At 69.4% G+C, this 16225-nt stretch carries 19 protein-coding genes; 7 read left to right on the top strand and 12 right to left on the bottom strand.

What is annotated here, in order from left to right; translation table 11 throughout:
• Positions 1 to 14 precede the first annotated feature (14 nt).
• Positions 15 to 1319 (top strand): dihydrolipoamide acetyltransferase family protein, encoded by a 1305-nt coding sequence (locus I4Q55_RS02660; protein ID WP_206784365.1) that lies wholly within the window; start codon positions 15 to 17, stop codon positions 1317 to 1319.
• Between the two features lie 34 nt (positions 1320 to 1353).
• Here the strand turns inward: I4Q55_RS02660 and I4Q55_RS02655 are convergent, their stop codons facing one another.
• From I4Q55_RS02655 to I4Q55_RS02635, 5 genes are all read right to left on the bottom strand, one after another.
• Positions 1354 to 1737 carry a hypothetical protein gene (locus tag I4Q55_RS02655; protein ID WP_206784364.1) on the bottom strand — a complete coding sequence of 128 codons (384 nt, stop codon included), beginning with the start codon at positions 1735 to 1737 and terminating at the stop codon, positions 1354 to 1356.
• Positions 1734 to 1934, bottom strand: coding sequence for a hypothetical protein (locus I4Q55_RS02650; RefSeq protein ID WP_206784363.1), 201 nt, complete (start codon positions 1932 to 1934; stop codon positions 1734 to 1736). Before I4Q55_RS02650 ends, I4Q55_RS02655 begins: the two co-directional genes overlap by 4 nt.
• A gap of 14 nt (positions 1935 to 1948) precedes the next feature.
• A complete protein-coding gene (locus tag I4Q55_RS02645; protein ID WP_206784362.1) occupies positions 1949 to 2335 on the bottom strand; it encodes a hypothetical protein in 387 nt (128 codons plus the stop codon).
• A 12-nt stretch (positions 2336 to 2347) separates the two neighbouring features.
• Positions 2348 to 2710 carry a hypothetical protein gene (locus I4Q55_RS02640; RefSeq protein WP_206784361.1) on the bottom strand — a complete coding sequence of 121 codons (363 nt, stop codon included), beginning with the start codon at positions 2708 to 2710 and terminating at the stop codon, positions 2348 to 2350.
• 107 nt (positions 2711 to 2817) lie between these two features.
• Positions 2818 to 3801, bottom strand: a complete 984-nt coding sequence (locus I4Q55_RS02635; protein WP_206784360.1) for a LuxR C-terminal-related transcriptional regulator — start codon at positions 3799 to 3801, stop codon at positions 2818 to 2820.
• Positions 3802 to 3968: 167 nt separating this feature from the next.
• Between I4Q55_RS02635 and I4Q55_RS02630 the strand changes: the two genes are divergently transcribed.
• From I4Q55_RS02630 to I4Q55_RS02620, 3 genes are read left to right on the top strand one after another with little or no spacing between them, the layout of a single operon-like run.
• A complete protein-coding gene (locus I4Q55_RS02630) occupies positions 3969 to 4559 on the top strand; it encodes a TetR/AcrR family transcriptional regulator (RefSeq protein ID WP_206784550.1) in 591 nt (196 codons plus the stop codon).
• 20 nt (positions 4560 to 4579) lie between these two features.
• On the top strand, positions 4580 to 6526 hold the full coding sequence (locus tag I4Q55_RS02625; RefSeq protein WP_206784549.1) for an ABC transporter ATP-binding protein: 1947 nt from the start codon (positions 4580 to 4582) through the stop codon (positions 6524 to 6526).
• Between the two features lie 45 nt (positions 6527 to 6571).
• Entirely contained in the window at positions 6572 to 7156 is a 585-nt protein-coding gene (locus I4Q55_RS02620) for a hypothetical protein (protein WP_206784359.1), read from the top strand.
• Here the strand turns inward: I4Q55_RS02620 and I4Q55_RS02615 are convergent, their stop codons facing one another.
• Positions 7157 to 8446 carry a pentapeptide repeat-containing protein gene (locus tag I4Q55_RS02615; RefSeq protein WP_206784358.1) on the bottom strand — a complete coding sequence of 430 codons (1290 nt, stop codon included), beginning with the start codon at positions 8444 to 8446 and terminating at the stop codon, positions 7157 to 7159.
• Positions 8447 to 8514: 68 nt separating this feature from the next.
• Between I4Q55_RS02615 and I4Q55_RS02610 the strand changes: the two genes are divergently transcribed.
• Positions 8515 to 9000, top strand: coding sequence for an FxsA family protein (locus tag I4Q55_RS02610; protein WP_206784357.1), 486 nt, complete (start codon positions 8515 to 8517; stop codon positions 8998 to 9000).
• On the opposite strand, the gene I4Q55_RS50075 is transcribed toward I4Q55_RS02610, so the two are convergent.
• The 3 genes from I4Q55_RS50075 to I4Q55_RS02595 all read right to left on the bottom strand — a co-directional run bounded on the left by I4Q55_RS50075 (position 8997) and on the right by I4Q55_RS02595 (position 11270).
• Positions 8997 to 9935, bottom strand: coding sequence for a YDG/SRA domain-containing protein (locus tag I4Q55_RS50075; protein ID WP_206784356.1), 939 nt, complete (start codon positions 9933 to 9935; stop codon positions 8997 to 8999). The two genes, I4Q55_RS02610 and I4Q55_RS50075, sit on opposite strands and share 4 nt — an antisense overlap.
• A gap of 53 nt (positions 9936 to 9988) precedes the next feature.
• Positions 9989 to 10540 carry an SCP2 sterol-binding domain-containing protein gene (locus tag I4Q55_RS02600; protein WP_206784548.1) on the bottom strand — a complete coding sequence of 184 codons (552 nt, stop codon included), beginning with the start codon at positions 10538 to 10540 and terminating at the stop codon, positions 9989 to 9991.
• A gap of 67 nt (positions 10541 to 10607) precedes the next feature.
• Positions 10608 to 11270: an SCP2 sterol-binding domain-containing protein gene (locus I4Q55_RS02595; protein WP_206784355.1), complete on the bottom strand. Its 663-nt coding sequence runs from the start codon at positions 11268 to 11270 to the stop codon at positions 10608 to 10610.
• Positions 11271 to 11396: 126 nt separating this feature from the next.
• Between I4Q55_RS02595 and I4Q55_RS02590 the strand changes: the two genes are divergently transcribed.
• Positions 11397 to 12053: a TetR/AcrR family transcriptional regulator gene (locus tag I4Q55_RS02590; RefSeq protein WP_043787198.1), complete on the top strand. Its 657-nt coding sequence runs from the start codon at positions 11397 to 11399 to the stop codon at positions 12051 to 12053.
• Here the strand turns inward: I4Q55_RS02590 and I4Q55_RS02585 are convergent.
• Together I4Q55_RS02585 and I4Q55_RS02580 are read right to left on the bottom strand one after the other, a co-directional pair.
• On the bottom strand, positions 12045 to 12884 hold the full coding sequence (locus tag I4Q55_RS02585; RefSeq protein WP_206784354.1) for a MaoC/PaaZ C-terminal domain-containing protein: 840 nt from the start codon (positions 12882 to 12884) through the stop codon (positions 12045 to 12047). The two genes, I4Q55_RS02590 and I4Q55_RS02585, sit on opposite strands and share 9 nt — an antisense overlap.
• A 1-nt stretch (position 12885) precedes the next feature.
• On the bottom strand, positions 12886 to 14220 hold the full coding sequence (locus I4Q55_RS02580; protein ID WP_206784353.1) for a 3-oxoacyl-ACP reductase: 1335 nt from the start codon (positions 14218 to 14220) through the stop codon (positions 12886 to 12888).
• 93 nt (positions 14221 to 14313) lie between these two features.
• Here I4Q55_RS02580 and I4Q55_RS02575 point away from each other — a divergent pair, with 93 nt between their 5' ends.
• The gene (locus tag I4Q55_RS02575; protein WP_206784352.1) at positions 14314 to 15603 is read left to right on the top strand and encodes an acetyl-CoA C-acetyltransferase; all 1290 of its coding nucleotides are present in this window, start codon (positions 14314 to 14316) and stop codon (positions 15601 to 15603) included.
• Positions 15604 to 15655: 52 nt separating this feature from the next.
• Here the strand turns inward: I4Q55_RS02575 and I4Q55_RS02570 are convergent, their stop codons facing one another.
• Entirely contained in the window at positions 15656 to 16201 is a 546-nt protein-coding gene (locus tag I4Q55_RS02570; RefSeq protein WP_206784351.1) for a DoxX family protein, read from the bottom strand.
• Positions 16202 to 16225 lie beyond the last annotated feature (24 nt).

The raw sequence follows: 16225 nt of genomic DNA, 5'->3' as shown, positions 1-16225 counted from the left end.
GGGATTTCCGCGCAATGCCCACGTACAAGCAATTCCCCTTGGCCGACACGGCGGAGGGGCTGACCGAAGCCGACATCCTGTCCTGGCACGTGAAGCCGGGCGACACGGTGACGGTGAACCAGATCGTGGTCGAGATCGAGACCGCGAAGGCCGCCGTCGAGCTGCCGATCCCGTGGGCCGGGGTCGTCACGGAGCTGCACGTCGAGCCGGGGCAGACGGTGGAGGTCGGCACGCCGATCCTCACCATCGACGTCGACCCCGGTGGTGCGGCCGCTCCCGCTCCCGCCGCTGCTCCCGCCGCCTCGGCCCCGGCCGAGGAAGAGGAGATGAAGCCGCTGGTCGGCTACGGCTCCAAGACGGTGGTCACGCAGCGGCGCGCCCGCAAGGGTGCGGAGCCCGCTCCGGTTGCCGCGGTCGCCGCTCCTCCGGCGCCCGCTCCTGCTGCTCCTCGCGGCGGGTACGTCCCGCTGGCGAAGCCGCCGGTGCGGAAGCTCGCCAAGGACCTCGGCGTCGACCTGCACGCGCTGACCGGAAGCGCGGACGGCGGCGTCATCACTCGTGAAGACGTCGAGCGCGCCGCCAACGGCACTCCCGTTGTCACGTCCACTGTGGACAGCAACGCGCGCGAGCGGCGCGTGCCGATCAAGGGCGTCCGGAAGATGACCGCGGCCGCGATGGTGCAGAGCGCGTACACCGCTCCGCACGTCACGGAGTTCCTGACCATCGACGTCACGCCGATGATGGAGTTCCGCGAGAAGCTGAAGAAGTCGCGGGAGTTCGCCGGGGTCAAGGTCACGCCGCTGACGTTCGCCGCGAAGGCCGTGTGCCTGGCGGCGAAGCGGACGCCGGACGTCAACGCGGTCTGGGACGAGCAGGCGCAGGAGATCGTCTACAAGGACTACGTGCACCTCGGGATCGCCGCGGCCACCCCGCGGGGCCTGATCGTGCCGAAGGTCCGTGACGCCGACTCGATGTCGCTGAAGGAGCTGGCGAACGCGCTGACCCAGCTCACCGACACGGCCCGCGAGGGCAAGACGTCCCCGGCGGACATGGCGAACGGCACGATCACGATCACCAACGTGGGCGTGTTCGGCGTCGACACCGGCACGCCGATCATCAACCCGGGCGAGTCCGCGATCCTGTGCCTCGGCGCGATCAAGGACCAGCCGTGGGTGGTGGACGGCGAGATCAAGGTCCGCAAGGTGCTGCAGCTGTCGCTGAGCTTCGACCACCGCGTGGTCGACGGCCAGCAGGGCTCGGAGTTCCTGGCCGACGTCGGCGCGTTGCTGGCCGACCCGGCGATGGCCATGACGTACTGAGTTTCCCCTGGTGAGGGCCGCCTTCGGGCGGCCCTCACTGCTTTCGGATCCGCCGCAGGCCCTGGACGGCGTCGCGCAGGAACCGCCACGGCCCCGGCGCCGGTTCGGGGCCGGGCGCGGTCGTCGCCGTGATCGGCGGCGCCGCGGGCTGCCGGGCGGCGATCTCCCGCAGCAGCCGGGCCACTTCGCGCTCGTAGTCGGCGAGCAGGGCCTGGACCAGCTGCGAACGCACGTCGGGATCGAACCCGGCGTACTGCGCGAACGCCGCTTCCTTGTACCGCTGGGCCGAAGCGCGGAAGACGTCGCCGTCCGCCTCGGTGATCAGCCCCGCGGCCTGCATCTCGAGGAGCCGCCGCGCGGCCGGCTCCTCGATGTGCGTCCGCACCAGCGCTTCGAGGTCGTGCGGGTGCTCGGTCACCGGCGCCCCCGGTCCCGGCGGTCCTGCGCGATCTCGGCTTCGGCACGCAGCTCGGCGATGGCCAGGGCGACCCGCGCCTCCTGTTTCGCGGTGGCCGCCTTGCGCTCGGCACCGGCGACGAGCTCGGCCGCCTTCGACGCGAGGCTCTTGCCGGTGCCGGCCGGGGAGCTCCCGGTCCTTCGGATGAGTTCGGACATGGTCTCCGTCCCGGTCAGTTCCGGCGCAGCTTGGCGATTTCCTTGCGCAGCTCGTCCCGCAGCGCCTGGTCCAGCAGCTGCTTCACCTCCGGGTCCCAGTGCGGGTCGGCGTCGAGCTGCAGGAGGTGCTGGTTGAACCGCTGGGCGGTCACGGTGAAGAGCTTGATGCGGGTGTCCTGCCGGGCCCCCTGCATTTCGATCCGGATCTCGGAATAGCCCCGGTTGACCGTCAGGACCACCGCGCGCGCCAACGCGATCGCGGGCTGCCCGAGCGCTTGGACCAGGGCGCCGACGACCACGTCACCCAGGTCGGCGCCGGCGTTCGCGGCCAGGGCGCCGCTGGTGTCGCGCACTTCGAACGGCAATCGCCGGCCACTTTGTTCGACCTCGAAACCCACCACGCACTCACCTGTTCAGTCGATCCACCACAACCCGATCGCCGCCAGGACGCCGACGGCGAACACCGTCAAGATCGTCGTTCCGAGTCCCTGCACCAGCGAACTGACCACGATGCTCAGGAGCACTTCCACGACGAAGATGTCGAATTTGCTGTCCGGGTCGCCACGCCGGGCCTTCCGCTGCCGGCTCAGCAGGGCGGCGACCGGAAACCCGAGCCCCTGCCGAATTGTTTTCTGATAACCGGATGCACCCTCCAACGCGGAAAAAGCCGACAGCAGAAGCCACTTCACCAGCGGCAACAGCACGAATTTGGCGATACCGAAAGAAAACAGCAGCCACATGAACGCCAGCAGGCACGCACCCAGGAAAGACCACACAGTGCACCCCTCTCGCGCTCCCGGAACAAGCTTAACCGGGCCCACGGAAGAAGTCCGTCCAAAATGGTCTGAAAAAGAACCGGCCGGGCCGTCATACTTGGTATCAGTCACCCCGGCGGGCGGACGCTGCCGAGATAGGCGGAGATTTCCGCGGCGGCGGCCGAACGCTGCCGCACGCCGTACTTGCGCAGGATCTTGCCGACGTGCGTCTTGACCGTGGGCAGCTCGATGTGCAGCCGTTCCCGGATCTCGTCGTTCGTGCGGCCCTCGGCGAGCAGGCCCGCGACCTCGCGCTCGCGGGCGCTCAAGGACTCGAACCGCTCGGCGGCCTGCCGGTAGGAGTCGAACTCCATTTCGGCGGTGTCGACCTGGAGCCGTTCGCACTCCCGCACCAGCTCGCGCGCGGGCTCCAGCAGGGGGTGGCCGGCCGCCTCGAGCGCGTCCCGCAGCTCGGCGGCCGCCGCCCGCACGACGGAGACCCGCTCGACCACGAGGTCGGCCATCGACCGCGAGAGCACCCGCGTCACCGCCGGCCGCTCGCCGTCGTCGAGCGTCTCCAGGAACCGGCGGTTCTCCTCCTCGGTGGACAGCATCCGGGCCAGTACCTCGGCCAGCCATTCGAGCGCGGCCAGCTCGGCGTCCCCGTAGCTGTCGGAGGTGTAGGTCTGCGCGGAGACGACGCCGATGACCTCGTCGGTCCCCGTCCGGCGCATCGGCACGACGAGCGCGTCCGCCGACCGGCGGCCCCGGTCGCCCCACGGGATGCCGCGGTCGAGCACCGCGCCGCCGTCGTCGCGGTAGCGGTAGGACCGGCGGTTGCGGAACACCCAGCCCGTCGGCCCGTCCGGGTTCAGCTCGCGCAGGCCCGGCAGGGCGTAGACCGAGCCGTCGTACTGGTAGGCGTAGAGGACGTGCCCGGGGTCGCGGAACAGCGCCACGTAGAAGGCGTCGACCTTCATCGCCGAGGCCACCACCTCGCGGAGGTGGTCGTAGAGGGCGTGGTGCCCGCGGACGGCGAGTGCGGAGAGCGACCGCTGCCCGTCCCGCAAGAGCCGGACCAGGCGTTCGTCGAACGGGTACCCGCGTGTCACGGACACTCTCCTCTGTCGGTTGCCTGCTCTGAAGTCGAGGGGATGACCAGGTCCGTTACGACCTCTCACGGACCGTGACCGAGCTTGGGCGGTTGACGGAGTGAGTGCTCACTCCGCACACTGGTCGCATGACACCAGCACCCGAAACCCGGCGACGAGCACCGGGCATGAGCGTCGAAGCCCGGCGCGCCATGATCGTGCACGCGGTGCTGCCGCTCATGATGGAGCACGGCACCAACGTCACGACCAGCCAGATCGCCCGTGCCGCCGGCATCGGCGAGGGCACCATCTTCCGCGCGTTCAAGGACAAGGAAGAGCTCTTCGACACCTGCACCGCCGAGGCGCTGAAGCCCGACCACGCCCTCGACGCGATCGCCGACATCCCGCTCGACCAGCCGCTGGAAGACCGGCTCGTCGAGGCCGCCGAAGCACTCGGCGCCCACCTCGAGCGGATGGGTGCGCTGATGGGCGCCCTGCACGCGTCCGGGCGCCACAAGCTGCGCGACCCCGAGCAGCGCCTCAAGGACCGGCGCGCCAGCTGGAAGGGCAGCCGGCGCGAGTCGATGGCCGCCATGCGCGGGGCGATCGCCGAGCTGTTCACGCCCGAGCAGGACCGGCTGCGGCTGCCGCCCGAGCAGCTCGCCTCGCTGTTCCTGTCCCTGCTCTTCGGCGGCCGCCCGATGGCGGCGGACAGCGACGCGCCCACCACGCGCCAGGTGGTCGACGTCTTCCTGCACGGCGCCGTGGAGGCCCCGTGATCCCGGGCGGTGGGGGCGGCATGGAGTTCATGCTGGCCCGGCGCGGCCGGCGCCGGCACGCCGTGTCGGTGCCGGAGAGCGGGCTCACCGGGCCCGTCGACATTCCCGAACCGAAGCAGGACGACCAGCCGAAGGACCTGCGCTCCCGGCTGAAGCGCGCGAAGACGTCCATCGCGGGCACGGTCCGCGGCCTGCCGAAGGTCGTGAAGCTGACATGGCAGGCCAGCCCGGTCCTGACGATCCTCCTGGCGCTGATCACGCTGCTCTCGGGGCTCCTGCCGACCGTGACCGCGTACGTCGCGAAGCTGCTGCTCGACGCCGTCGTCGCGGCGATCCAGGGCAAGGGCACCACCGGCGACATCGTCAACGTCGCGCTGTTCCAGTTCGGCGTGCTCGCCGCGACCGCGATCAGCAGCGCGCTGACGTCGATCGCGCAGTCGCTGCTGCAGGAACGCATGACGCTGACCATCCGCCACCAGGTCATGGCGCACGCGAGCGAGCTGCACCTGGCGTACTTCGAGGGGTCCGCGTCCTACGACATGCTGCGCCAAGCCGCGCAGGAGGCGCCGACGCGGCCGCTGTCGATGATGAACTCCGCGCTGGGGCTCGTGCGGACGTTGATCACCTTCGGCAGCATGATCGCGCTGCTCGTCGCGATCAGCCCGCTGCTGGCCCTGGTCGCGCTGGTGGCGCCGATCCCGGCGTTCATCTCGCAGTCCAAGTACGGCTCACGCGCCTTCTGGCTGACGTTCCTGATGTCGCCGATCAAGCGGCGGATGGACTACCTGTCGTCGCTGGTCACCACGGACACCTACGCCAAGGAGACGAAGCTGTTCGGGCTCGGCCCGTACTTCGTCGACCGCTTCCGCCGGCTGGGCGTCGTCTCGTACGAGCGGCAGCGGAAGCTGACGATCAACCGCAACATCAGCTCGACGGCCTGGGGGTTGCTGAGCACGCTCGCGGGCTCGGCGATCGCGCTGTACATCGCCCTGGAGGCGGTCGGCGGCCGGCTCACGCTCGGCGACCTGGCGCTGTACACCGCCGCGGCGACGTCCGTGCAGACGTCGGTGTCCGGGCTGTTCACGGCGTTTTCGGGGATGTACGAGAACAACCTGTACCTCGACACGCTGTACCGGTTCCTGGACACGAAGCCGGAGATCACCGCGCCCGCCGCGCCCCGGCCGTTTCCTTCGGTCGTGGCCGGGCACATCGAGTTCGACTCGGTGACGTTCGCGTACCCAGGTTCGGACGAGCCGGCGCTGGAGAACGTCAGCTTCGAGATCCGGCCCGGCGAGACGGTGGCGGTGGTGGGCCGCAACGGCGCGGGCAAGTCGACGCTGTTCAAGCTGCTTTGCCGGCTCTACGACCCGACAGCGGGCCGCATCCTGCTCGACGGCGTGGACATCCGCGAGTACGACCCGGTCGAGCTGCGCACGCGGATCAGCGCGATGTTCCAGGACTACGTGACGTACCAGGGAACGGCGGCGGAGAACATCGGCCTCGGCGACCTCGCGCGGCTGGAGGACCGGCCGCACATCGAGGAATCGGCCCGCAGGGCAGGAGCGGACGAGCGCATCGAGCGGCTGCCGTCCGGTTACGACAGCCCGTTGGGGCGCTGGTTCGACCAAGGCGTCTCACTGTCCGGCGGTGAGTGGCAGAAGATCGCGCTGGCCAGGGCGTTCCAGCGCGAGGCACCGCTGTTGATCCTCGACGAGCCGACGTCGGCGCTGGACGCGCAGGCCGAGCACGACCTGTTCTCGCGGCTGCGGTCGTTGTCCGAGGGGCGGACCACGTTGTACATCTCGCACCGGTTCTCGACGGTGCGGCAGGCGGAGCGGATCCTGCTGCTGGACCACGGGAAGGTCGCGGAGTACGGCACGCACGAGGAGCTGATGGCGGCGAAGGCGGGGTACGCCGAGCTGTTCACGCTGCAGGCACGGGCGTACCTGGACGAGGTGCCGAGCTAGCGCATTCCGCCTCCGCGGCCGGGCCGACGCGGCTAGGGTCCGGCTATGGGGGAGTTCGAGTTCGAACCTGCGCCACCGGTAGTGCTGCCGCCGCTGCGTCCGAGGTTCTGGACGCGGCGGCGGCTGCTGGTCGCCGCACTCGTGGTCGTGGCCCTCGCGGCGACGGTCGTCGTGCTGGCGTGGGAGCCGGGCCCGGGCGAACCGGGCTGGCAGCCGCTGACCGGGGAGACCGAGAACCACTCGAGCACCGGGGCCGCGGGCCTGCAGTTCGCGCAGGTCCTGGACAACGACGAGGACACCGACGTGGTGATCGAGTCGGTGCGGGCGGAGGTGCCGGCCGGGCTGAGCGTCAAGGAGTCCGGGCAGCTGCCGCTCGGGTGGTTCACCGAGGGCTACTGGTTCACGCCGCCCAAGCTGATCCCGCTGCCGGTCACCGCCCCGGCCGGCCACAAGATCAAGTTCGTGGTCCGGTTCCACGTGAGCTGCCCACCCGCGAAGCCGGCGACACGCATCCCGTGGCGGCTGTTCCTGACGGTCCGCTCCGGCACGGTGCGGCAGGAGGTCGAGGTGGGCTCGCTGAAGGACATCGAGCTGGTGGACAGCGCCCTGCCGGAGTTCTGCGATCGGTGATCAGGACTTCGCCGCGCTGAGGTGGGGCGGCACCAGGGTGCCGCCGCGCAGCTCCACCCGGCGCCACGGGAGTACGACTTGTTCGTCGTCCCGATCGACGACGGTCACGGTGTCGAGGACGCAGTCGAGGAACCGGATCCGCCCGGCAACCCGGCTCAGCTCCAGGCGGCACCGCTCGAACCGGCAGTTCTCGGCGGTCAGGAGCATGCCCTCGGTTCCGTAGCCGAACCTGCTCGAGAAGTCGAGCTCCAGGTCCGCGAAGCCGCAGCGGTCGAACACCACCCGGCCGAAGAGGAAGTCGAGCTGCGAGAAGTCGGCCACGGGCGCGGTGAACCGGCAGCGGAAGAAGGCCACCGACGAGGACTGGAAGAGCGCGTCGGCGAAGTTCGTCTTGTCGCCGGCGAACTCCGCGCCGACGAATTCGGCCTTCCCCCTGGCGAAGGTGGCCCCGGCGAAGGTCGTCTCGGCCGCGGCGAAGCGGGTGCCGTGGAAGCTGAGCAGCTTCCCGAATTCAGCGCCCGCGAAGGACGCGAGCCCGCCCACGAACTCCGCCCCGTCGAACAGCACCTCGCCGCGGAACTCCAGCCGCGCGAAGTCGGCGTTCTCCAGGGTGACGCCGGTGAAGTCGAAGTCGAGGGCGGACCACGAGATCTTCGCCGACGCCCTGGTGTGGTCGCGCACCATGCGCAGGATCGCTTCGCGCACCTCCGTCTCGCCGTCGCCTTCGCGCGTGATGCGGAGGTAGCCGCACAGGACGTCGACGCAGACCTGGCGCTTGTCGGCCCAGTCGTCGGCGAGGCCGGCCATCGCGTAGACGCCGGCGAGCCGGACGGCGGGACTCTCGTTGGCGAGCTGCTCGGCGGCGCTGCCGAAGCGTTCGTTGAACTTTTGCACGACTTCACGATCGGCCCGCTGAACGGCGAGGGCATGTTCGTCCTCGGCCACCCGCTGCTTCCGGAAGTTGACGGCGAGCAGCACCACACCACCGAACCCGGCGACGACGGAGAGGGCGATCTTGAGCAGGTCGAGCAGCTGGCCGACGTCGAAGGCCTGGGCGCTCGGCAGGCGCGGCCAGCCGAGGAACCACAGCAGGCTGCCACCGGTGGCGCCGGCAACGACGAGGGCGACGACGAGCCAGCCGAGCACGGAGACGGCCATCTTCTGCTGGGACCGGGCTCGTTTTCTTCGAACTCGCCGCACGACCTTGTGCCGGCGGCGGCCCTGCCCCACGACGATCAAGGCGAGGAGCAGGCAAAACGCGATCAGGAGCCAGCGGAGCCAGTCGGACACGTGGGGTGACCCTAGTCGCCGTCGCGGGGGCCCGGGAGCAAAACGGACAGGTCGTTCGTTGTCCGGGTATGGCTGTCGCGTTCCTGCTTTACGTCTTCGCCGAGATCGCCGCAATCTGGGCGGTGGGCTCGGCTGTAGGTGTGTTCGGCACGCTGGGCCTCCTCCTGGCGGGCGCGTTCATCGGCTCGTGGCTGGCCCGCCGCGAGGGCGCCAAGGCCATGAGGGCGTTCACAGCCGCAGCCCGCTCGGGGCGCCCGGCGGAGAAGGAACTCACCGACGGGATGCTGGTCGGGCTGGGCGGGGTGCTGATCCTGGTGCCCGGGTTCGTTTCGGACGTCCTGGGGTTGCTGTTGATCCTGCCGCCGTCACGCGCGGTGGCGCGCCGGCTGTGGTTGCGGCGGATGGAGAAGCGAGCGGTGCGGTTCGCCAATCAGCGCCGGGGGCCGGTGATGGTGGTGGACAGCGAGGTGGTGCCGCCGTCGTCGTCGTCGGAGCAGCGTCGCCGCGACGACCACCAGCCGACCGTGATCGAGGGGCGCGTCATCGAGGGCTAGCTCACCTGGTCGGCATACCTTTGGCGGTGGTACTCCAGGTGCTCGTCTCGGATCGGGTGCTTCGGATTCGTACGCAGTTTGCCGATTAGCTGGCCGTTCCGAAAGACCGAATAGTCTTTCTCCACGATCAACGCACCATAGTCGAACAAGACATGGCAATTGGGGCACAGGCATAGCATGTTGTCGGGCTCGTCGGGACCGTCGTGCCCACCGCTGAGCGCCCGGATATGAGCGCCCTCTGCATACCCGCGACCACTCACCTCGAGCCGGTTGCCACACGCTTGGCAAGTGTGGTCGTGCAGTGCCTTCACCTCGTTGGCCAACTGGACCGAACGAACAACACGTGAACCCTCGAACGCCCGTTTACCAGGATTCTTGTTCCCAGCCGGCAAGTCGCTGTGCCATTCCTCCGACTCCAGGAGAGTGTTCAGAGGAGTCGCGATCACATCAACCTGCGAAGCCTTGGAAAGCCTGAAACGACAGAGTCGGAGACCCTTCACCTCCTCGTAGTAGCAGTCGTCAACGAAGTACAATCCGTCGTAGCGGTAGCCACTCGGCGGCGGGTTGTGAATGTGAGCGTTGCGCGCCTTGGTCTTGCCGCGGCCGCGAATCACTCGGACCGGCGTCATCTTGATCATGCTGGTCTTGAGCGCCGCGTTACCACGGTCCAGAAAATTCTGGTTCTCCACCTGCTTCCCAGCGTTCTGACCACCGTGCCCGGTATAAACGATGGTTTCGCCCTCGTCGATGTCGGCATAACCGCCGGACAAGACGATCGACTCAGCGCCGCGAGCAGCCGTTCCCGTGATGCCGGCCTGTCGTTCCCGGTGGACACCAGCAGCTGCCAGCGCACCGCGGTCCACGAAGATCATCCCCACGGTCACTCCGGGGATCTCCCCCAACGGAAACTTCTCGGCTTCACCAGGGCTACTCATGAAGCCACCCTAAAGGTGGGCACCGACAGTTTGGTGTCACCGGGCTGCGACAGCTAGTCCACGGATGGCTTGGGGATGTCGAAGTAACTCGAGAAGCGCACCGCCGGCGCGTACTCGCCCTTCACCTTCACCCGGCCCGTCACGAACATCGCTGCCACCGCGGCGTTGCCCGTGGCCATCCGGATGAAGTCGTCCACCGACAGCGTGATCGTCGTGTCCGGGGTGCGGGACAGGTCTGTCGACGACACGCACACCCCGTCTTCGATCACCGTCTGGAAGCGGTCGAAACCGTCCTCGCCCGAGCCTTCCGAAAAGCGCCAGGAAACCACGAAATCGACGTGCCGTGCGCGAACCGGCGAGAAATGCTCCGACATTCGGCGGAAAATCTCGTCCAGGAACACCGCGCGCAACTCTGAATGAGAAGCAATTGCCTTCAGCTGTTCGCGGGATGCCCTGCGGACCACGTCGACCAGGACGTCCGTCGACAGGGAGCTCAGCTCGATGCCGGCGCCCGCGGAGCCCAGCATGTGCAGGGTTTCCAGCACCTGGACGAACTGCGGAGGCGTCAGGCGATCGATGGCCAGCTTCTCCGCGAACGCGTTCACCACGTGGCCGCCACGGGCACGGTGGGGGCGGTGGAGACGCCATTTCGCGTTTCGGGGCACGGGCGGACTATACGGGCTTCGGTAGGTCGAAGAAACCGATCAGGCCGGCCGCGAAGGCCAAATCACCTTTGACCTTGATTCTTCCCGTGACGAACAACACCGCCGGTGTTGCCTGGTGCGTTATGAGCCGGAAGAAGTCGGCCGGGGCGATGGTGATGGTCACTCGCGCTGGGGAGTGCATCTCGCGGCTGACCGTGCACGAGCCGTGGGCGATTGCCGTCTCGTAGCGGTCGAAGCCTCCTTCTCCCGTCCCTCCCGACAGGCGCCAGTGGACCACTGCCTGCAGGTCGCGGGCTCGGTCCGGTCTGATGTGGGCGCCCATGCGGGCGAAGATCTCGTCCAGCACGCGCTCCCTCAACGACCTGTCCGCGACGACGCTCTCCAGCTGTGCGCGCGACGCCGAGGCCACCAGGGACGCGAAACGGGCCGGCTCCACCTTGCTCAGGTCGAACGCCGGAGCACGCGAAGCCAGCGTGAGCAGTGCCTTCAAGAACCGCCTGAAGTCGTCCTTGCGGAGCTCGGCCGGGTCGACCGCTTCGGCGAGCACGTTGACGTCGAGGGCGTGGGCCTCCGGGCCCAGCGGGTCGAGCCGCTCCAGTGCGTCGAGCAGCGCCGCTCCACGGAGGTCCGCGATCCGATCGGCGCTGGTCATCCCGGCGTTTTCGGCCATGGTCACCCCTCTCCAGTTACCCAAGAGTAATACTACTTGCCAGTAGGTAGGCGGGCAAGCGTGCCGAAATCACCCTGACGGGTCCGCTGCCGGTACCGTCTCCGGGCAGCAACAAGGAGGTCCAGCGTGTCAGAGGAAGATCAGCGTCCGCCCGAACGGGCCAGGCGGCTGCCGCGTGCGGTGCGTGAGCGGCAGATCCTGGACGCGGCCGTCCAGGTCTTCTCGCGCCACGGCTACCACGCCGCGTCGATGGACGAGATCTCCGACGTCGCCGGCGTCTCGAAGCCGATGATCTACACCTACCTCGGCTCCAAAGAGGACCTCTTCGGCGCGTGCATCCGCCGCGAGGCGACGCGCCTGCTCGAGGCCATCCAGGCCGGCGTGCAGCCCGACCTGCCACCGGACATGCAGCTCTGGCACGGCCTGCGGTCCTTCTACCGCTTCGTCGCCGAGTACCGCGAGTCCTGGACGGTCCTGCACCGCCAGGCCCTCACCGTCGGCGGGGCCTTCGCCGCCGAGATCACCGACATGCGGGCACGCGCGATCCAACTGGTCGCCGCGCTCGTCGTCTCGGCCGGCACCCGCAAGGGCGTCGGGGAGCAGGCCGAATTCTCCGGCGAAGGCCTGGCCGCGTCCCTCGTCGGAGGGGCCGAGTCGCTGGCCGACTGGGCCCTCGACCACCCCGACATCTCGGACGGCGTGCTGGCTTCCTGGCTGATGAACCTCGTCTGGCTGGGCTTCAACGACCTCATCGAAGGCGCGGTCTGGAAGCCGTCAGAGTGACCTGATCGTCCCCTCCAGGTTCGGCTTCGACCCGCTCCACAGCTCGAAGGCCCAGCCCTCCGAAACAGCCCAGGACGTGAACGCGGCCTTGGCCGGCAGCAGCACCGGCTGCTTGAACCGGACGTCCACCGTGAACGCCTCCGGCAGCCGGCCTTCGAACGCCGCCAGCGCGTGGGCCTTCGTCCACATGCCGTGCGCGATCGCGCGGGGGAAGCCGAAGAGGCGGGCCGTCAGCGGGTGCAGGTGGATCGGGTTGCGGTCGCCCGACACCTCCGCGTAGCGCCGGCCGATGTCGCCCGGGACGCGCCAGATCGCGTCCGGCGTCGGCGGGGCCAGCTGCTCGCGACGCGAAGAGCCCGAGCCCGAGCCGCGCCGCAGGTACGTGCTGACGTCGGACCAAGCGAGGTGATCACCGACCCAGGCCTCGCTGATGACGTCGAACTGACGGCCCTTCTCGTGCGGACGCAGGTTCTCCGCCCGGACGCGCACCGTCAGCGGCTCGCCCACCCGCAACGGGCGGTGCTGGGTGATCCGGTTCGCCACGTGCACCATGCCGAGCAGCGGGAACGGGAATCCCGGCTCCGTCATCAGCGCCATCTGCAGCGGGAACGCCAGCATGTGCGGGTACGTCGCCGGCAGCTCGTCGCTCAGCCGGAAGCCGCACACCGTGTTGTACGCGGCCAGGTGCGCCGGGTCGACGACGACGCCGGTGCGCACCAGCTCGGTGTCGGGCAGCTCGGCACCGGACGGCTTGCGCAGCACGCCGCCGAGCAGCGCCTTCGGGTACAGCGTTGCCAGGCTCGGCGTGCTGTCGAGTTCGCGGATCGCCACGTCACGCCCCCAGCAGGGCCTGGCCGCAGACGCGGACCACGTTGCCGTTCACCGCGGCCGACGCCGGGTTCGCGTACCAGGCGATCGTCTCGGCGACGTCGACCGGTAGCCCGCCCTGGCCGAGGCTGGACAGCCGCCGCCCGGCTTCGCGGATGAACAGCGGCACCGCGGCCGTCATCTTGGTCTCGATGAACCCGGGCGCGACGGCGTTGATCGTGCCGCCGTACGCCGCCAGCTGCGGCGCGCCGACGTTCACCATGCCGATCACGCCCGCCTTCGACGTCGCGTAGTTCGTCTGGCCGACGTTGCCGGCGATGCCCGCGATCGACGAGACGCCGATGATGCGGCCGTTCTCGTTCAGCACCTTGTCGCCGAGCAGCTTGTCGTTCACCGCGAGCTGCGCGGCCAGGTTCACCGCGATCACCGAGTCCCACGCGCTCTCGCTCATGTTGCCCAGCGTCTTGTCGCGCGTGATGCCCGCGTTGTGCACGACGACGTCGACGCCGCCGTGCCGCTCCTTCAGGTACTCCGCGAGCTTCGCGGGCGCGCTCGGCGAAGTGATGTCGAGCTGCAGCGACGACCCGCCGACCTTGTTGGCCACCTTCGAAAGGTCGCCGCCCTGGGCGGGGATGTCGAGCGCGACGACGTGCGCGCCGTCGCGGGCCAGCACCTCGGCGATCGCCGCGCCGATGCCGCGGGACGCGCCGGTGACCAGCGCGACCTTGCCGGCCAAGGGCTTCTCCCAGTCGGCCGGCGCGGTGGCCGTCTTGCTCTCGGTGCCGATCCGGATCACCTGCGCGTCGACGAAGGCCGACTTCGCCGAGAGCAGGAAGCGCAGCGTCGAGTCCGTGGCCTCTTCCGCGCCGTCGGCGACGTACACGAGCTGGGCGGTCGCGCCGCGCTTCAGCTCCTTGCCCACCGAACGGATGAACCCTTCGAGCGCACGCTGGGCGATCCGCTCCCGGCCCTCGACCTGCTCCGGTGGGGTGCCCAGGACGACGACCCGGCCGGACGGGCCGACGCTGCGAATCACCGGGTGGAAGAAGTCGTAGACCTCGCGCAGGCGCGCGGGGTCGGTGACGCCGGTGGCGTCGAAGACCAGCGCCGCGTGCCGGTCGGCGGCCGTGGTGATGACCTCGATGCCGGCGTCGGCCAGCTGGTCGCGGAGGGTTTTCTCCAGCCGTCCGCCGGGCGCGGCGCCGAGGAGTGCGGGACCCTCGAGGGCGGGTTGCCCGGGCTTGTACCGGCGCAGCGTCGCGGGGTTCGGCAGGCCGAGCTTCGGCACCACGAACTTCCCCAGCGGGGTTTTCGTGAACTGCTGGTACCTGTCAGCCATCGGTTGCCTCCCGTGCCGTCTGCGTCACGCCGCAGTCTAACCTACTCCTGAGTAGGTTACAGTGTGCAAGAGCCGACCAGAGAGGTGAAGTTCATGCCGCCGAAGAAGACACCAGCTGTCCGCAAGGTCGCCATCATCGGGGGCAACCGGATCCCCTTCGCGCGGTCGAACGGCCCCTACGCGAAGGCGTCGAACCAGGACATGTTCACCGCCGCGCTCGACGGCCTGGTCAGCCGCTTCTCGCTGCAGGGCGAGGTGATCGGCGAGGTCGCCGCCGGCGCGGTGCTCAAGCACTCGAAGGACTTCAACCTGGCCCGCGAGAGCGTGCTGGGCAGCAGGCTCTCGCCCGCGACACCCGCGTCCGACGTCCAGATGGCGTGTGGCACCGGCCTGCAGGCGATCGTCAACGTCGCCAACAAGATCGCGCTCGGCCAGCTCGACTCGGCGATCGCCGGCGGCGTCGACACCACCAGCGACGCGCCGCTCGCCGTCAACGAGGACCTGCGCCAGATCCTCATCCAGCTCAACGCCGCCAAGACGCTCGGCGACCGCCTCAAGCTCGTCGCGAAGATCCGGCCCGGGCACATCGTCCCGGCGATCCCGCGCAACGAGGAGCCGCGCACCGGCCTGTCGATGGGCGAGCACGCCGCGCTGACCGCGAAGGTCTGGGAGATCACCCGCGAGGCGCAGGACGAGCTGGCCGCGAGCAGCCACCAGAAGCTCGCCGCCGCCTACGAACGCGGTTTCTTCGACGACCTCGTCACGCCGTTCCTCAAGCTCACGCGCGACCAGAACCTGCGGCCGGACTCGACGGCGGAGAAGCTCGCCAAGCTCAAGCCGGCCTTCGGCGGCCCGAACGGCACGATGACCGCGGGCAACTCGACGCCGCTGACCGACGGCGCGTCGACGGTCCTGCTCGCCACCGACGAGTGGGCCAAGGCGCACAAGCTGCCGGTCCTGGCGTACCTGACGTTCTCGCAGACCGCGGCCGTCGACTACGTCCACGGCGACGAGGGCCTGCTGATGGCACCCGCCTACGCCGTGCCGCGGATGCTCGCGCGCGCCGGGCTTTCCCTGCAGGACTTCGACTTCTACGAGATCCACGAGGCGTTCGCGTCGCAGGTGCTGGCCACGCTCAAGGCGTGGGAGGACCCGGCGTTCGCCAAGGAGAAGCTGGACCTGGACGAGCCGCTCGGCGCGATCGACCGGGCGAAGCTGAACGTCAACGGCTCGTCGCTGGCGGCCGGGCACCCGTTCGCCGCGACCGGCGGCCGGATCGTCGCGACGCTGGCGAAGCTGCTGCACGAGAAGGGGTCCGGCCGCGGCCTGATCTCGATCTGCGCGGCCGGCGGCCAGGGCGTCACCGCGATCCTGGAGAAGTAGTTTGTAGGTCCTACGCGTAAGTGCCACCCGGTGGTGGCACTTACGCGTAGGCTCAGTTGGGGAGCGCCTTCTGGGCCCGCTTCGCGAGCTTGTTCGCGCGCTTCTCGGCCTTGCGGCTCAGCTTGCCGGCCGCGGCGCCGACGTCCTTCGCGGCGTGCTTCGCGCGCCAAGCCGCCGACGGCTTCCCGTGCGTGTCGGCCACCGCGAGCAGCAGGCCGCCGGCCAGGCTCGCGTTCTTGAAGAACTGGATCTGCTGCTGCTGGCGCTCGCCCGGGTCCTTGATGGCCCAGAAGCTGTGCGCCGACAGCGTCGTGGGCACCAGGCTGCCGAGGAGCAGCCCCGCCGCGAGCCGCGGCGCCTTGCCGGACGCGAGCGCGAGACCGGCGCCGATCTTCACCGCGGCGTCGATCCGGACGAGCGTCACCGGGTCGCGCGGAACCTGCTCGGGGACGACGTCACCGAACTTGTCGAACGCGTTGTTGAGGAACGGTTCCGCCGCTTTGGCGTGGCCCTCGGCCTGCCTCAGCGCATTGATCCCGCCCGTCACGAAGATCGTGGCGAGCAGGGGACGTGCCACTCGACGGAGTATCACGGTCATAGCCTTCCTCGTACGGGCCGCTGC

Source organism: Amycolatopsis sp. MtRt-6 (assembly GCF_017308975.1).
In the GTDB taxonomy this organism is placed as follows: domain Bacteria; phylum Actinomycetota; class Actinomycetes; order Mycobacteriales; family Pseudonocardiaceae; genus Amycolatopsis.
The sequence above is the reverse complement of the archived record's forward strand: the minus strand, read 5'-3'. Positions and strand labels throughout refer to the sequence as shown.

Bases quoted from the DNA above. Each gene is read 5' to 3' on its own strand.
- I4Q55_RS02660 (WP_206784365.1), top strand. From the start codon at position 15: ATGCCCACGTACAAGCAATTCCCCTTGGCCGACACGGCGGAGGGGCTG.
- I4Q55_RS02650 (WP_206784363.1), bottom strand. From the start codon at position 1,934: ATGTCCGAACTCATCCGAAGGACCGGGAGCTCCCCGGCCGGCACCGGC.
- I4Q55_RS02630 (WP_206784550.1), top strand. From the start codon at position 3,969: ATGAGCGTCGAAGCCCGGCGCGCCATGATCGTGCACGCGGTGCTGCCG.
- I4Q55_RS02625 (WP_206784549.1), top strand. From the start codon at position 4,580: ATGGAGTTCATGCTGGCCCGGCGCGGCCGGCGCCGGCACGCCGTGTCG.
- I4Q55_RS02620 (WP_206784359.1), top strand. From the start codon at position 6,572: ATGGGGGAGTTCGAGTTCGAACCTGCGCCACCGGTAGTGCTGCCGCCG.
- I4Q55_RS02610 (WP_206784357.1), top strand. From the start codon at position 8,515: ATGGCTGTCGCGTTCCTGCTTTACGTCTTCGCCGAGATCGCCGCAATC.
- I4Q55_RS50075 (WP_206784356.1), bottom strand. From the start codon at position 9,935: ATGAGTAGCCCTGGTGAAGCCGAGAAGTTTCCGTTGGGGGAGATCCCC.
- I4Q55_RS02595 (WP_206784355.1), bottom strand. From the start codon at position 11,270: ATGGCCGAAAACGCCGGGATGACCAGCGCCGATCGGATCGCGGACCTC.
- I4Q55_RS02580 (WP_206784353.1), bottom strand. From the start codon at position 14,220: ATGGCTGACAGGTACCAGCAGTTCACGAAAACCCCGCTGGGGAAGTTC.
- I4Q55_RS02575 (WP_206784352.1), top strand. From the start codon at position 14,314: ATGCCGCCGAAGAAGACACCAGCTGTCCGCAAGGTCGCCATCATCGGG.
- I4Q55_RS02570 (WP_206784351.1), bottom strand. From the start codon at position 16,201: ATGACCGTGATACTCCGTCGAGTGGCACGTCCCCTGCTCGCCACGATC.